This is a genomic window from Marinobacter sp. F4218 (assembly GCF_019443085.1).
Lineage (GTDB): Bacteria > Pseudomonadota > Gammaproteobacteria > Pseudomonadales > Oleiphilaceae > Marinobacter > Marinobacter albus.
In genome coordinates, this window is the sequence record NZ_JAHZIL010000003.1 from 183,351 (window position 1) to 198,421 (window position 15,071).

11 protein-coding genes and 2 tRNA genes are annotated in these 15,071 nt (G+C 58.3%); 6 read left to right on the forward strand and 7 right to left on the reverse strand.

The window, feature by feature from the left end:
- Positions 1-15: 15 nt before the first annotated feature.
- On the reverse strand, positions 16-2,388 hold the full coding sequence (gene ppsA / locus K0B93_RS04750; RefSeq protein ID WP_219866116.1) for a phosphoenolpyruvate synthase: 2,373 nt from the start codon (positions 2,386-2,388) through the stop codon (positions 16-18).
- A 168-nt stretch (positions 2,389-2,556) separates the two neighbouring features.
- On the opposite strand from ppsA, the gene K0B93_RS04755 reads away from it, so the two are divergent.
- On the forward strand, positions 2,557-3,372 hold the full coding sequence (locus K0B93_RS04755; protein WP_219866117.1) for a pyruvate, water dikinase regulatory protein: 816 nt from the start codon (positions 2,557-2,559) through the stop codon (positions 3,370-3,372).
- Between the two features lie 75 nt (positions 3,373-3,447).
- Here K0B93_RS04755 and K0B93_RS04760 read toward each other — a convergent pair whose 3' ends face one another.
- Positions 3,448-6,372 (reverse strand): insulinase family protein, encoded by a 2,925-nt coding sequence (locus tag K0B93_RS04760; protein ID WP_219866118.1) that lies wholly within the window; start codon positions 6,370-6,372, stop codon positions 3,448-3,450.
- 98 nt (positions 6,373-6,470) lie between these two features.
- Between K0B93_RS04760 and K0B93_RS04765 the strand changes: the two genes are divergently transcribed.
- The 3 genes from K0B93_RS04765 to K0B93_RS04775 all read left to right on the forward strand — a co-directional run bounded on the left by K0B93_RS04765 (position 6,471) and on the right by K0B93_RS04775 (position 9,553).
- Positions 6,471-6,932: a hypothetical protein gene (locus K0B93_RS04765; protein WP_219866119.1), complete on the forward strand. Its 462-nt coding sequence runs from the start codon at positions 6,471-6,473 to the stop codon at positions 6,930-6,932.
- Positions 6,933-7,046: 114 nt separating this feature from the next.
- A complete protein-coding gene (locus K0B93_RS04770) occupies positions 7,047-8,402 on the forward strand; it encodes a PEGA domain-containing protein (RefSeq protein ID WP_219866120.1) in 1,356 nt (451 codons plus the stop codon).
- 53 nt (positions 8,403-8,455) lie between these two features.
- Entirely contained in the window at positions 8,456-9,553 is a 1,098-nt protein-coding gene (locus K0B93_RS04775; RefSeq protein WP_219866121.1) for a response regulator, read from the forward strand.
- Here K0B93_RS04775 and K0B93_RS04780 read toward each other — a convergent pair.
- Complete coding sequence (locus K0B93_RS04780) at positions 9,513-10,175, reverse strand: nucleotidyltransferase family protein (RefSeq protein WP_219868031.1); 663 nt, start codon at positions 10,173-10,175, stop codon at positions 9,513-9,515. The genes K0B93_RS04775 and K0B93_RS04780 overlap by 41 nt on opposite strands.
- A gap of 92 nt (positions 10,176-10,267) precedes the next feature.
- Between K0B93_RS04780 and K0B93_RS04785 the strand changes: the two genes are divergently transcribed.
- Positions 10,268-11,119, forward strand: coding sequence for a 6-carboxytetrahydropterin synthase (locus tag K0B93_RS04785; protein WP_219866122.1), 852 nt, complete (start codon positions 10,268-10,270; stop codon positions 11,117-11,119).
- A gap of 123 nt (positions 11,120-11,242) precedes the next feature.
- Here the strand turns inward: K0B93_RS04785 and K0B93_RS04790 are convergent.
- From K0B93_RS04790 to gltX, 3 genes are all read right to left on the reverse strand, one after another.
- Positions 11,243-11,318: transfer RNA gene (locus tag K0B93_RS04790), tRNA-Glu, on the reverse strand.
- A 7-nt stretch (positions 11,319-11,325) separates the two neighbouring features.
- Positions 11,326-11,401: transfer RNA gene (locus K0B93_RS04795), tRNA-Ala, on the reverse strand.
- Positions 11,402-11,517: 116 nt separating this feature from the next.
- The gene (gltX, locus tag K0B93_RS04800) at positions 11,518-12,999 is read right to left on the reverse strand and encodes a glutamate--tRNA ligase (RefSeq protein ID WP_219866123.1); all 1,482 of its coding nucleotides are present in this window, start codon (positions 12,997-12,999) and stop codon (positions 11,518-11,520) included.
- A 183-nt stretch (positions 13,000-13,182) separates the two neighbouring features.
- Here gltX and K0B93_RS04805 point away from each other — a divergent pair, with 183 nt between their 5' ends.
- On the forward strand, positions 13,183-14,124 hold the full coding sequence (locus K0B93_RS04805) for a zinc ABC transporter substrate-binding protein (RefSeq protein WP_219866124.1): 942 nt from the start codon (positions 13,183-13,185) through the stop codon (positions 14,122-14,124).
- Here the strand turns inward: K0B93_RS04805 and K0B93_RS04810 are convergent.
- Positions 14,101-15,015, reverse strand: coding sequence for an AEC family transporter (locus tag K0B93_RS04810; protein ID WP_219866125.1), 915 nt, complete (start codon positions 15,013-15,015; stop codon positions 14,101-14,103). The genes K0B93_RS04805 and K0B93_RS04810 overlap by 24 nt on opposite strands.
- Between the last annotated feature and the right edge of the window lie 56 nt (positions 15,016-15,071).

The window sequence follows — 15,071 nt, forward strand, 5'->3', positions numbered from 1 at the left end:
ATTCCTGCAATGGGCTCAGTCGATCTTCTCGTCGGCCAGGAAGAACCAGGTATCCAGCACCGAGTCCGGATTCAGCGACACGGTATCGATGCCCTGGTCCATCAGCCACTTGGCCAAATCGGGGTGATCCGACGGCCCCTGGCCGCAGATGCCAATATACTTGCCGGCCTTCTTGCACGCCTGGATAGCGTTGGACAGCAGCGCCTTGACCGCGTCATTACGCTCGTCAAACAGGTGCGCGATGATACCGGAATCCCGATCGAGGCCGAGGGTAAGCTGGGTCAGGTCGTTGGAGCCAATGGAGAAGCCATCGAAATGCTCCAGGAACTGATCCGCTAACAGGGCATTGGCCGGCAATTCGCACATCATGATCACGCGCAGGCCGTTTTCGCCCCGCTTCAGACCGTTCTCGGCCAGCAGGTTCACGACCTGCTCCGCTTCGCCCACTGTCCGCACGAACGGCACCATGACTTCCACGTTGGTCAGGCCCATCTCGTTACGCACCTTCTTCAGCGCCCGACACTCCAGCTCGAAACAGTCCCGGAAGGTCTCGGAGATGTAACGCGATGCGCCCCGGAAACCAAGCATCGGGTTCTCTTCGTCCGGCTCGTAGAGCGTTCCACCGATCAGATTGGCGTATTCGTTGGACTTGAAATCCGACAGGCGGACGATCACTTTCTTGGGTGCAAAGGCGGCGGCCAGAGTGGAGATACCCTCCACCAGCTTGTCCACGTAGAAATCCACTGGCGAGTTGTAGCCAGAAATACGCTTTTCAACCGTCTGCTTGATGTCGCGAGGCAAGCCGTCGAAGTTCAGCAACGCCTTCGGATGCACACCGATCATGCGGTTGATGATGAATTCGAGGCGGGCCAGACCAACGCCTTCATTCGGCAGTGCCTGGAAATCAAAAGCGCGGTCCGGGTTGCCCACGTTCATCATGATCTTGAACGGAATATTGGGCATGGAATCGACGGTATTTTCACGCAGCTCAAAGTCCAGCGCACCCTCGTAAATCATACCGGTGTCGCCTTCGGCACAGGATACCGTGACCTCCTGGCCGTCTTTCAGAAGCTCGGTGGCATCACCGCACCCGACCACCGCAGGGATACCCAGTTCGCGGGCGATGATGGCCGCGTGGCACGTACGACCGCCGCGATCAGTGACGATGGCCGACGCGCGCTTCATGACCGGTTCCCAGTCAGGGTCGGTCATGTCGGTAACCAGAACGTCACCTGCCTGGACTCGATCCATTTCTTTGATGCTGGTGATAATCTTCACCGGGCCGCTGCCGATCTTGTGTCCGATACTGCGGCCTTCAACCAACACCTTCCCGGTTTCGTTCAGCAGATAACGCTCCATGACATTGGCAGAGGAGCGGCTCTTGACCGTTTCCGGACGGGCCTGAACGATGTAGATGCGGCCATCGTCCCCGTCTTTCGCCCATTCGATGTCCATGGGACGCTCATAGTGCTTCTCGATGATCATGGCCTGCTTGGCCAACTCTTCCACTTCCGCATCGGTGATACAGAAGCGATTCCGCTCTTCCTGCTCAACCTTCACGGTCTCGACAAACTCACCGGCGTCAGGGCTGGGGTGGTACACCATCTTAATGGCCTTGCTGCCGAGGTTACGACGCAATACGGCAGGCCGTCCATCGGCCAGCGTCGGCTTGTGGACGTAGAATTCGTCGGGGTTCACGGCGCCCTGAACCACAGTTTCACCCAGGCCGTAGGACGCGGTAACGAATACCACGTCCCGGAAACCGGATTCGGTGTCGAGCGTGAACATCACGCCGCTGGCCGCCGTCTCACTGCGCACCATTTTCTGGATACCGGCAGACAGTGCTACCAGTTTGTGATCGAAGCCATGATGAACCCGGTAGGAGATCGCCCGATCGTTGAACAAGGAGGCAAACACCTCTTTTACAGACGTACGTACCTGCTGCAGCCCAACAACGTTCAGGAAGGTTTCCTGCTGACCGGCAAACGACGCATCGGGCAGGTCTTCGGCGGTCGCGGAAGATCGCACCGCAACGGCCATATGCTCATTGCCCGCCTGAAGCTTGGCGTAGGCCTCTTCGAGCGCATTTTCCAAGACATCCGGGAAATCGGTATCAATGATCCACTGACGAATCTCGGCACCCACTCGGGCCAGTTCGTTGACATCATTTACGTCGAGGGCGTCGAGGGCAGTGTCGATCTTGTCTTTCAGGCCATCGGTGGCCAGGAATTCGCGATAAGCGTGAGCTGTCGTGGCGAAACCGCCGGGAACGGTAACACCTGCGTTGGCGAGATTACTGATCATTTCCCCGAGAGAGGCGTTTTTTCCGCCCACCCGGTCAACATCGGACATTCCCAGGTGATCAAACCAGATAATGTAATCTTCCAAAGCACGTCTCCCTTGAGTCTGTGAAGCAAAGAGCATAACCGGGCCAGCGGTATCTAGCGGCAAAAGCGGGCAATATCCACTGCGGAGTCTCGAACTTGGCGTGTATGATACTGTAACCTGCAGCAATTACCTAGGGAACCCGCCAAATACGGAGCCGGACGATAAACCATGAAACGCACCGCTTTCTTCATTTCCGACGGCACCGGTCTGACCGCCGAGGCCCTCGGCCACAGCCTGCTGGCCCAGTTTGAGAAAATCGAATTTGAACGCGTGACTGTGCCTTACATCGACGACGAGGAAAAGGCCCGGGACATGGTGACGCGCATCAACAAGGCCGCCGAAACCGACAACGCCTCGCCACTGGTATTCGACACCATCGTCAACAGCGATATCCGGGAGGTGATTGCCACAGCAGACGGCTTCATGGTGGACATTTTCGGGACCTTCCTCAGCCCATTGGAGCAGGAGCTTCAGTCCTCCTCTTCCTATACCGTCGGCAAGTCTCACTCCATCAATAACGAAGGCAGCTACGAGCGGCGCATCAACGCAGTCAATTTCGCCCTCGACAACGACGACGGTGCGCGGATACGTCATTACGATGAAGCGGACCTGATCCTGGTCGGGGCCTCGCGCAGTGGCAAAACCCCCACCTGCCTGTACCTCGCGCTCCAGTATGGGGTCAAGGCGGCCAATTACCCGATTACCGAAGAGGATCTGGAAGATCAGCAGATGCCGGCGCCGCTGAAGCCCCATAAACAGAAAATCTTCGGGCTGACCATCGAACCGGAGCGCCTCGCCACCATCCGCAACGAGCGCCGACCGAATTCCCGGTACTCGTCACTGAAACAGTGCATGCATGAAATCGAGGAAATCGAGCTGATGTACCGGCGGGAACGGATTCCGTATCTCAACACCACCGCCTATTCGGTCGAGGAGATCTCAACCCGCATCATGGTGACCACCGGCCTCAAGCGTAACCGCTAACGCAGTCCGGTTAATGCACAAAAAAGAGGGCCCGAAGGCCCTCTTTTTTCATCACACCGGCCACCATACCCGGCGTTACATTTCCTCAATCGCCAGGCCGAGCTCCTCTGCAACCTTGCGGTTTTCGGGACTGGTGACAACCGCGATACTGGCATTCTCCGGCATCAGCCAGGTGCTGGCCACTCGTTTGAGATCATCCAGTGTCACTGCCAGCACGCGCTCGCGGAATCGGGCGCGCTGCTCCGGGCTGCGCCCGAACAGTTTGTTGTGGAACGCGTGACGAGCGGCCCCGGCCGGGGAGCGCGGGCGGTCCAACTGGCCGATCACGCCCAGGATGGACTCTTCCAGCTCCTGGTAATCGTGGTCGGTGGTCTGCAACCACTCCAGTGCCCGATCAAAATCGTCCAAGGTTTCAGCCAGGCGGGGATCCCGATAGGAGAAAAACCGGAAGGTACCATTCACGCTATCCTGGCCGGCACCGCCGCCATAGGCACCTCCCTTCTCGCGAATGACCCTATGCAGGTAGCCGTTGCGCAAGAAGCCCCCCAGTACCGTCAGTGCGGCAGCGTCGGGGTGGTCCACCGGAACGGTACTGTAGGCCTTGGCACAGAAGTTCACCTGGGTGGAGGTCAACCACGCTTCGCGGGTGGTGTAATTAACCGGTTCGATTTTCCACGGAGACATCTCGGTACCGGCTTCACCCTGCCAGCAGGATTTGAGATCATCCACCATCGCCGGTAACTGATCCTCCTCGCCAACAATCAGGAATTCGCGACTCTGATTGCGAATCCGGTCATGCAAGGCCGACAGTTTCGCACACAGTCCGTCCAGCTCCTGCGGGTCATTCAGTGCCTGGTCCAGCTGCTTGGTTCCACGAATACCGGCGAGGCCGCCAAGTCGAAACGACAACCAGGCACCCGGGCTCATACCCTGGGCAGCCGCCCCCATTGCCAGGGCATGACCGCTACCGGTTACGGCTTGCTCCCGTCGGGTCCGAATCTGGGCAATGATTTCACGAATGCGATCTTTCTCATCGAAACGGGCACTGGTGTACACGTCCCGCAGCAAAGCCGTCAGTTCGCTCCGGTTCCGGGCCAATGCCTTGCCATTGAAGACAATGTATCCGGACAGATCCTGAACATCGTCGACCTTTCCCTTGGCACTGAAGGAAGCACCAATGCCTCCGGATTCTGCCGAAATACGATCCTGCATCTGCAGGTAGTCCAGATCGCCACACCCTACTTCCGAGATCAGCGTGGTGTAATACGGCACCAGCAACAGCTCTTCCTCGGTCAGCGCCGGCACTGGCACCACAACCTGCTCATACACCAGGCCGTTGGTGCCACGGGAATAAACCGTGGCGGAGATGTCGCCGTCGTAACGGGACTCCGGCTCCGGCATCTGCAGCGGCACATCGGACAGGTCTACCTTGGGCAGGATGGAGTCGTCGTCCTTGCGCATCTGGCGCTTTTCCAGCGCCGCAGCACGCTCGACAATCTGCTGAATCTCCTCGTCCGTCAACTCGGCCTTGCGACGGGCCAGAGCCTCACGGATGGCCTGCTGGCGATGGCTCTCAAGCTTTTCGTCCGGGCGCAGGGTCAGAGTGACCCTATGCGGATTCTCCAGCAGTTTCCGGCGGATCAGGTTCGGCACATACTGGGGATCCCGAATTTTCTCACGCAGGGATTCCAGCACCGGCTCAAGGTCCAGCAACTCCACCGGATCACCGCCGTGTACCATCGGTGCAATGGCGCTCATGATCAACTGCAGGCCGTAGGGGAACTGATCTCCGGCGATCTCGCGCTGATGCAGTTCGAGCTGGTGCAAAATGGCCTCGAGGCGCTCCTCGCTGACGCCTTCCTCGGCCACCTTCAGCAAGGTGCCCTCAATCAGCGTCTCAAGCTCTTTCTGTCTTTCCGGTTCACTGCCTTCGATGCCGCAAACAAAGGTCATCTCCCGGTTGGAATCCTCCAGACCACACATCGGTGATGGCGCATGCCCGAGATCGGTGGTTTCCAGGGCCCGCATCAACGGCGACGCGCTGTTCTCCAGCAGAACGGCAGACAGTAGCTGACCTTCGAGATTTTCCTGCAGATCGAAGCTGTGGCCCAGCAACCAACCCACAACGATGTGAGTCTTCTTCTCGGTGCCCTCACCTTCATTCACGGCATAACCCTGCTCGACCCTCACCGGGGAAAACATGCGCTTCTCGTCCCGCACCGGCAGTTCGATGTCCAGACGGTCAAATCGCTTCAGGGCCAGCTCCTCGAAACGCTCATGGTGTTCGCTCGCCGGAATGTTGCCGTACGTGGCGAAAATGGCGTTGCTGGGGTGGTAATGATGACGATAGAACCTCACCAGGTCGTCGTAACTCAGATCGACAATGTGGTCCGGTTCGCCGCCACTGTTGTAATGATAGGTGGTGGTCGGAAACAGGTGACTGCTGAGGTTCTGCCACAACTGGGAGGTAGGCGAACTCATGGCCCCCTTCATTTCGTTGTAGACCACGCCACGATAGACCAGGTCGGTATCAGGATTATCCGGCGTATCGAATTCCAGCCGATGGCCTTCCTGGGCGAAATCCAGTTGGTCCAGCTTGGAGAAAAAGACCGAATCCAAATACACCGACAGCAGGTTGTCGAAATCCTTCCGATTCATACTGGCAAACGGATAGGCAGTCCAGTCGCTGCTGGTGAACGCGTTCATGAAGGTGTTCAGTGAGCGACGGATCATCATGAAGAAGGGGTCACGCACCGGGTACCGTTCACTGCCACAGAGTGCAGTGTGCTCCAGAATGTGGGCAACGCCGGTCGAATCCATGGGGAAGGTCCGAAGCGCCACGAAAAATACGTTCTCATCGTTGTCCGCTGCCAGATGCAGGTGGCGGGCTCCGGTCTTCTTGTGACGATACTCCTCAACGTCCAGATTGAGGGTGCCAATCCGGTGACTGCGAAGCTTTTCAAACGCCGGATGGACTGCGTTCTCGATCTCTGAAGCCATTCGAACTATCCTGTCTTTAACAATAAGAGACTTGTAGGGTAACACGGAGTATCGATTATCATGCACAGTCCACAAGCGATAAGGTAGCCCCCCAATTCATGACCACCTATTCACCACACACCAAGGCCGTGGATGCCCCCGAAGTGGCCGTGTACTGGGCTGAACGCCGGAGATACCTCGAACGCATCCGCAGGGTTCCGGAAATCAGGCAACGTTTCTGGCGCGAAGTTGCGATCTATCTGCTTCGGCGGATTTTGTGGTCCTTCGGCTTCTTCCCGATTTTTATCGCTTTCTGGATTCCCTTTGTGCTCGCCAGCTTCAATCCGGTGGTCATGGCATCGGATCTGATCCCCCTGCTCCAGGACTTCACGAATTCCAACCCCGAAGTTCAGGCAACCACGATCAGCACCCTGACCATCGCCTGGGCGTCGATCGGCTTTATTTTCCTGGTCTTTGACTTCGTGTTAACCCCATTTCGCTCCCCCTATGAATATGAAGCCGATGTGTACATGAGGTCGTGGGAACAACTCAACCATGACCAGCTTCCGGACAAAGTGTGATTTGGCCTGCATTCTCGTTAACTTCAGACACTTTCTGTTACATAAGTTTGCACGCACTGGTTAAGATGCAGAGGTAAACAGAATTCTGAGAATGCAGGTTCAAGAGGTTCCACCATGGTCGATTTCAGACCGCTTCTGTTCATCAACGCACTGGCCCTGATGCTTCTGGTTACTGCCGGATTCGCCTCCGTCCGGGCCGACAGGACGCCCCTGGTGACGGCAGAGCCTCCTGCCATTGAGCAGACCCTAAAGACGGTGGCGGACGAACCCGAGCCCCAAGCGGCTCAACCCCATGTTTTTGCCGAGCCCGCCCAGGCGCCCGGGTCCCAGCAAATCGAAACCGAGACGGTTGCCACCATAGCCGAGCCGGAAACAACCGAGCAGCCACGCAGGCCGAAGGTGGAGGCAGAGCCATTCAGCGTGCCGCCTATGCCGGAGGAAACAACCGTGCTGGCCGTCGCGGAACCACCCGCGGCCATGGCAACCCGGACCGATGTTCCGCCAACACCGGAACCAGAGCCGGCCAAGCCGGCCCCGACCACGGGAACCCTCGTTCTACGCTCAAATGTGGTGGGTGACACCGTAACCATCAATGGCGAAGCGTATGGCGCCACCCGACTCGATCTGGAACTCGAACCCGGCCGTTACGATGTCACCATCAGTAAACCCGGATTCAAGGACTGGAGCCGGAACGTTGCCCTCGAGGCCGGCAGCGAGATGACTCTGGTGGGCAAGCTCGAGGCCTACACCACCGTCAATTACCGAAAGGGAACCTGGGTCGGCGGTGTGAAAACCGGAGACGGCACTTACGAAGATAAAGAGGGACTGCGCTACGAGGGCCACTTCGTTGACGGAAAATTCCACGGCGAAGGCACGGCCTGGTATCCCGATGGTAGCCGCTACGACGGCGCCTGGAGCGAAGGCCAGCGGGACGGGGAAGGCACCTGGCGCGGCGCCGATGGCGCGCGCTACGCCGGGGAGTTCAGCGCCAACCGGTTTGGCGGCAAGGGCACGCTCACCAAGGCCAATGGCGACATCCTGACCGGCTTCTGGAAAGACGGGAACCTGAACGGCCACGGTTCTCTGACCACCGCGGACGGCATGCTGTACGTGGGAGCCTTCCGCGACAACGAGTTCCATGGCCGCGGTTCGCTGACCTACCCTGATGGCCGCCATTACGAGGGCGAATTCTCCAATGGTAAATTTCACGGAACCGGCGCCGAGGTCTTTGCCGATGGCAAGAAGTACGAGGGCGAATACATTGAAGGGAAGTTCCACGGCAAGGGCCTGCTTTTGAATCCCAACGGCAGCTCCATCGAGGCAACCTTCCGACACGGCGAGCCCTACGGAAAGGTCCGCCTGACAACGGCGGCCGGTGAAATCTTCACCGCCCGCACAACCGAACCCGGTGTCTGCTATCGGGACAAGAGCTATCGGGCCACTCAATGCCCGAAACTGGAAGGCTGGTAACTGGCATCAGCCCGATCACATACGCGTTTGCAGTAAACGATTGAGGTAGTGACATGGCGATCAAGAACGCTCTGCTGGTGGACGACTCCAAGGTGGCACGGTTTGCCCTGAGCAAGCTGCTGGAAAGTCGTGACATGGAAGTGAACATGGCAGGATCGGCCGAGGAAGCACTGGATTTCCTGAACGGCTCCGGTCGCCCGGATGTCATTTTCATGGATCATCTGATGCCCGGAATGAACGGGGTAGAAGCAACCAAGGCAATCAAGGGCAACCCTGACACCGCCGCCATTCCGATCATCATGTGCACCTCCAAGAAGTCACCAACGTTCATGGAAGAGGCCAAGAACTTCGGCGTTTACAACATCCTCACCAAGCCGCCACAGACCGAAGGCCTTTCCCTGGTTCTCGAGCAATTGAACCGTGACGTCACCGAAGGCACCCTGCCAGAGCCACCGGATGTCGATTGCGCTGAGACCGACCCGGAGGATGATCTGCTGAATATCCCCGACGATGCCTCTGTCGAACTGTCGATGAAAACCGAAGACGATGTCGCCATTCCGGACAGCAGTTCATCGAATGTGGTGCCTCTGACCGGCGACCTGATCGAGCAGATTGCGCGTTCCGCCGTCAAAACCCACATCAACAACCGCCTGCACGAACTGCTCAGCTCGCTGTTTGACGAGCAATTTGACCATCTGAAGCGGGCACTGGATGAGTCCCGAAGCCGGCAGGAGAAAGCCGTAGAAGAGCGGCTGACTGGCATGGCCAACCTGGTCGAGGAGCGCACCAGGCACCTCCGGGACGAAGTGGCTGCCGAAGTAAACCTCAACCTGGCTCGCGAACTGGCGGACCTGAAGCGGGAACTGAAAAGCAATTCCGGGTTCACCGCAGACCACATGGCCGAACTGAAGGACCACATCACCAGCGTACAGACCATCGACACCGAGTTCTGGCAAACCCTTCAGTCGGAGGCTATCCAGCAGGCCCATGAGATATCCCGGGAAACTGCCGAGGATATCGCCCAGCGAACCATTGATCTCTTCGTCGCCCAGCAGCGCTCGGCATCCTCCAAGATCTACACGGTGGGCCTGGCGGTCAGCCTGGGAATATTCAGCGTCGGGATTGCCTGGCTATCCGGCCTGTTTGGCTGAGTCTCACCCTTATCTGCCGCCAGTCCGCCGGGGTGTCCACATCTTCGTGGACTCCGGGAATATCAACCCGGGTCGCCCGGACGCTGGCCAGTAACTGGCCAGCGCCACAATCACCTTCCAGTTCCATCACCTCGGGCCACAGCCATCGTGGCAGATACGCCGGCACGCCGGGCCGACCGTCGTAATCCGCAGCGACTGGCTGGTTTGGTACAAACCTGGCGGCCTCGCCAAATGCCCTCAATGAATCTACGTCCAACAGCGGCTGGTCCGCCAGCAGAACGAAGACTCCCCGGGCTCTGGGTCCCAAACTGGCCAGGCCAGTCGCCAGGGATGCTGACAATCCCTGGTGCCAGTCCGGTGATCTTAGCCAGGCGGTCGGTTGCGAGGAGCAGCGAAACCGGATCAGCGGATACCAGGCCCCACAAACGACCCTGACGTCCTTACTGAGGACCCGCCCCAATTCGATGGCCCGGTCCAGCAGAATCCCCTCCTGTCCCGCCAGGGGAAGCAGCATTTTGGGTCGCCCGTAACGGCTCGAGGCGCCTGCAGCAAGGATAAGTGTCGGAAATTCCTGATCGGTTACGCGCGGGGAGAAGTTTATGATAAGCGTCTCGTTAGTCAGTTACGTGAAGTCTGGAGCAGAACCAGACTGCCGGTTTCAATGATTTTTGCTAGAATTCCGCCATCATTCAACCATACCCGCCCGGACTTTCAATGAATCACCTCTTTGTGGACAACCTCACCGTCATTGATTTCGCATACTTGGAGCCAACTCGCGGCCTGGTAGGCGAAAGCTGGATTGCGGACGTGGTGCTGGGCGGCGACCTTGATGATCAGGGTATGGTATTCGACTTCAGCAACGTGAAGCGGACCATCAAACGGGTCATTGACGAGCGCGTGGACCACCGGCTTGTCGTTCCCCGCGGATACGAAGGCCTGTCCTGGAACGAGGAGGAACCCGACACGTTTCATTGGGCCCTGACCGACGGCAGCGAAATCATCCATCGCTCTCCGGACGAGGCGGTGGTCTGGCTTTCGGCCGAGCGAGTCGTACCGTCTGTGGTTGCCAGCCTGCTGGAGCACGAACTCAAGGCGGTCCTGCCCGCAAATGTCACGACAGTGGAGATCAATCTGCGGGAAGAGGTAATTGAGGGCGCCTACTATCATTACGTACACGGGCTTAAGAAGCATTTGGGCAACTGCCAGCGAATTGCCCATGGCCATCGCTCTCCCATCCGGATCGACCGGAACGGCCATCGGGATCACGATCTGGAACGCCGTTGGTCCAAGCTTTGGCGCGACATTTACGTGGGCTCCGAGGAAGACGTAGTCAGGCGCCATGTGGGCAACGACGGCGTTCGCTATGTCACCTTCGAATACGAGGCGAACCAGGGCGAGTTTGCGCTCACGCTGCCCGAGGATCGAGTTTACATGCTGGATACGGATACGACGGTGGAATTGATCGCGGCCCATATCGCGGACAAGCTGAAACTGGAATTTCCAACCGACACGATCCGGGTCAAAGCCTACGAGGGCGTCGGCAAGGGGGCCATCGCCGCGCGCTAGCACCGGTGCACTGAGCCCCAAGCATCCCTGGGGCCTTAGCCTGTGTTTTCTTCAGACACAAAAAAACCGCCCGAAGGCGGTTTTTTTGATGGCTATCCGGTGGACTAAACCGTCAAGCCGAATTGGCGTCCCCTAGGGGGTTCGAACCCCTGTTGCCGCCGTGAAAGGGCGGAGTCCTAGGCCACTAGACGAAGGGGACTAGAAATTGGTGGAGCCAGGCGGGATCGAACCGCCGACCTCAACACTGCCAGTGTTGCGCTCTCCCAGCTGAGCTATGGCCCCTCAACGGCTGCGTATATTAAGGATCCGCCCTATGGGCGTCAACCTCTGAACCGCACTTTTTTCAAGTTTTCTGAACATCCCTGCTCAAGCCGTTCATTTCTTCGCCAAAGCGGTTATTAAGCACCCAATGCGGCGTACTCTTTCTCCACCCTCTTGGTCTCTTTCTTCGAAAACCCACCCAGCACTTCCAGGGCATGGCGCAAACGGGAACGGGTCATGTCGGGACCCAGCAGATCCATGGAGTCCATAACTGACCAGGAATTCGGGGTGCCGGCAACGGCAACGAAGATCGAGAACATGAAGTCCCCCATCTTCAGCTCCATGGCCTTGGCAAGGGATTTAATGTCCGCGAAGATGTTTTCCTTGCTCCAGTGCCGCTGAGCTTCCAGCTTCCACAGAGTGAACTGCAGGACCCGCTTGATCTGCGTCTCGTCCAGCTTGTTGTGGGCAAAATCGTCCGGGCTCAAATCCAGCATGCCGGAGAACATGAAGTTGGCCATCGGAGCAACATCAGAGAATACCTCTGCCCTGCCCTTGATGTGCGGCACCAGCGCTTTCAAGGCGTCCTCGTTGAACCACCACTGGCGCATACGCTCCATAAACTGCTCTTCGGTGAGTTCGTCACGCAACCACTGGCCGTTGAGCCAGCGCAGCTTCTCCACGTCGAACACCGGACCGCCCAGGGAAACGCGCTGGATATCGAAGTTCTCAATCATTTCGTCCAGCGTGAATTTCTCGCGCTCATCCGGCATCGACCAGCCCATGCGGCCGAGGTAGTTGGTCACAGCTTCCGGCAGGAATCCCATGCGCTCGTAAAAATTGATACTGGTCGGATTCTTGCGCTTGGACAGCTTGCTCTTGTCCGGATTACGCAGCAGCGGCAGATGGCAGAGTTCCGGCATATCCCAGCCAAAGTACTGGTACAGCAGCTTGTGCTTGGGGGCGGAGTTGATCCACTCCTCACCACGCAGCACGTGGGTAATGCCCATTCTGTGATCGTCTACCACGTTGGCGAGGTGATAGGTGGGCATGCCATCCGATTTCAGGAGGATCTGGCAATCGACCTGCGCCCAGTCGATTTCAATGGTGCCGCGCAGCATGTCCTGGATTTCACAAATTCCCTCGTCTGGAACCTTCATCCGGATCACGTGTGCTTCACCCGCGTCCAGGCGACGCTTCACCTCCTCTTCCGGCAACTCCAGATCCCCCTTGATGCCGGGGTTCAGACCCTGAGCCTTGCGCTCTTCCCGAATGGCTTCCAGCTCTTCCGGCGTGCGGAAGCAGTAGAAGGCATGGCCTGCCGTTACCAGGTCTTCCGCATACTGCTTGTACGAGTCCTTGCGCTCGGACTGACGATACGGACCATGGGTACCACCGACGTCGGGGCCCTCGTCCCAGTTCAGCCCCAACCAGCGCAGTGCCTGAAGGATGTCACGCTCGGATTCGGCAGTGCTGCGAGCCTGGTCGGTGTCTTCGATACGCAGGATGAACTGACCGCCGTGCTGACGTGCAAAGCAGAGATTGAACAGGGCCACGTAGGCGGTACCAACGTGAGGATCACCGGTGGGTGATGGAGCAATTCGGGTACGTACTGTCATGAAACCTTCCTGAAATGTCGGTGGCCGTTAATAAACCCGGCATTATACCGACCCACTCCGGATTTCGCATAACTCCCCAGTATCGACAACCAAACCAGGCAACACCAACGCAGCTGTTGGACCACACTTTCTTTTAATGTAACATTATAACATTCTATTTTATTGCTACAGGATCTTCCGGCCATGCTCCGAATCCACACCAAAGCGCTCAATACCCTTGCCGCGGGCCTGCTACTCACCTTGTCTGGCGGGATCAGCGCGACTGAAGTTGTCACCTCGATCAAACCAGTGGAGCTTCTGGTCCACGCAATTGCGGGGGACGATGTCACCACCAGCACCCTGGTTCAGGCCGGCTCCAGCCCCCATACCTACAGCATGCGACCCTCCCAGCGCCGGGCTTTGGAAAATGCCGATGTGATCTTCTGGGTCGGACCAGATGTCGAAAGCTTTCTGAGCCGCATACTGAATGGCGACGAATTCCGGGACCGCACCGTTGCCCTCACGACCGCGGATGACGCTCATGCCAAAGAAAGTGCCGGGCACGACGAGCACGGGGACGATCAAGCCGGAGAGACCCATGCCCACGAGCATGGTGACGGTGAGGACCCACATATCTGGCTCGACCCCATGCTGGCGCTGGACATGGCGAAACAGATCCACCAGGCCCTTGCCGGGCTCGACGGCGCTAACCAGGAGATTCTGGACAAAAACCTGGCTCGTTTCGAAGCGAGTCTGGCCGAGACGGAAGCCACCATCCGGGAAAAGCTGGCACCGGCACATGGCCTCAGCCTGTTCGCCTACCACAGTGCATTCACCCGCTTTGCCGAGCACTACGAACTGCCGCTTGCCGACGTACTCACTCTCAATCCGGAGCTGTCACCCGGCGCCCGACACGTGGCGCAGGTTCAGACCAAATTGCGTGAAGCAACGCATCCGTGCCTGCTGACCGAGCCGCAGTTTAACCAACAGTGGTGGACGTCCATCACGCGGGGCCTGGATGTGACCTTCAGCACCTGGGACCCCTTGGCGACTGACATTCAAGTCAGCGCGAAGGGTTACCAGGACTTCCAGCTCAGCATTGCCGACGCCGTGTTGAAGTGTTTACCAGAGAATACCGAGCATTAGCGGAATGGACGCCATGGCGAACAGCGTCTGGCCGCTGATGATGCCCGCCATCAGGGGCGCATCACCACCCAGTTGCCTTGCCAGAATGTAGGCTGAAGTGGCGGTGGGCAGCGTCGCCAGCAAGATAACCACCTGCACCAGCAACCCGTCCAGCCCCAGCATCAGGGCCAGTCCCGCCGCCATCAGGGGAAAGGCGAACAGCTTGAGAACAGATGACACCAGGAACGGCATCGACGCCCCCCGGAGCGCCTTCATCTGCAACCCTGCCCCCACCGTCATCAACCCCATGGGCAGAGCCAGGTTGCTGAGCGGTGCCAGGATGCCCGCCACCAGGGGGTGGAATCCGATTTCGAAAAAGCTCCAGACCACACCGATCACCGATCCGACAATTAGCGGATTGGTGACAATGGCCTTCATCACCGGCCCGAACCGGGCCCGATCCTGACTGGCAACCAAGGAAAACATCAGGATGCAAAGGAGGTTGAGCAACGGCACCATAATGGCGACGGCAATGGCAGCGAGGGACAGGCCCTCATCTCCCAGCAACATGCCACCGGCGGCAAGGCCAACGTAGGAATTGAACCGGATAGCACCCTGGAAAACCGAGGAAAACACCGGCCCACTCCATTTCCAGAACCACTGGGCAATGCTCAGCGCCAGCGTCATGGCCACCAGCATGGCGCAGACCAGGAGCGCAATGTCGGTGTATGCGGAGGCCGGCAACCGCGCCTGCCCCAGCTTGAACACCAGCATGGCAGGAAATAGAACGTAGTAGGTAAAGCGCTCTGCACGGGGCCAGAAATCACCGCCAGGAAAGTCCCAGCGCCGAAACAGGTGGCCAAGCAAAATCAGGACGAAAACCGGAACAAGCGCCTGAACCATTACCGGCATGAATGCGAACTCCTAGGCAGTCAGGAGCCACGCTCGCGCCGCCCCGTGATTAGCAA

What these genes read in the sequence shown, in the direction of transcription:
- K0B93_RS04755 (WP_219866117.1), top strand. Translation starts at nt 2,557, where the DNA reads ATGAAACGCACCGCTTTCTTCATTTCCGACGGCACCGGTCTGACCGCC.
- K0B93_RS04760 (WP_219866118.1), bottom strand. Translation starts at nt 6,372, where the DNA reads ATGGCTTCAGAGATCGAGAACGCAGTCCATCCGGCGTTTGAAAAGCTT.
- K0B93_RS04765 (WP_219866119.1), top strand. Translation starts at nt 6,471, where the DNA reads ATGACCACCTATTCACCACACACCAAGGCCGTGGATGCCCCCGAAGTG.
- K0B93_RS04770 (WP_219866120.1), top strand. Translation starts at nt 7,047, where the DNA reads ATGGTCGATTTCAGACCGCTTCTGTTCATCAACGCACTGGCCCTGATG.
- K0B93_RS04775 (WP_219866121.1), top strand. Translation starts at nt 8,456, where the DNA reads ATGGCGATCAAGAACGCTCTGCTGGTGGACGACTCCAAGGTGGCACGG.
- K0B93_RS04785 (WP_219866122.1), top strand. Translation starts at nt 10,268, where the DNA reads ATGAATCACCTCTTTGTGGACAACCTCACCGTCATTGATTTCGCATAC.
- gltX (WP_219866123.1), bottom strand. Translation starts at nt 12,999, where the DNA reads ATGACAGTACGTACCCGAATTGCTCCATCACCCACCGGTGATCCTCAC.
- K0B93_RS04805 (WP_219866124.1), top strand. Translation starts at nt 13,183, where the DNA reads ATGCTCCGAATCCACACCAAAGCGCTCAATACCCTTGCCGCGGGCCTG.
- K0B93_RS04810 (WP_219866125.1), bottom strand. Translation starts at nt 15,015, where the DNA reads ATGCCGGTAATGGTTCAGGCGCTTGTTCCGGTTTTCGTCCTGATTTTG.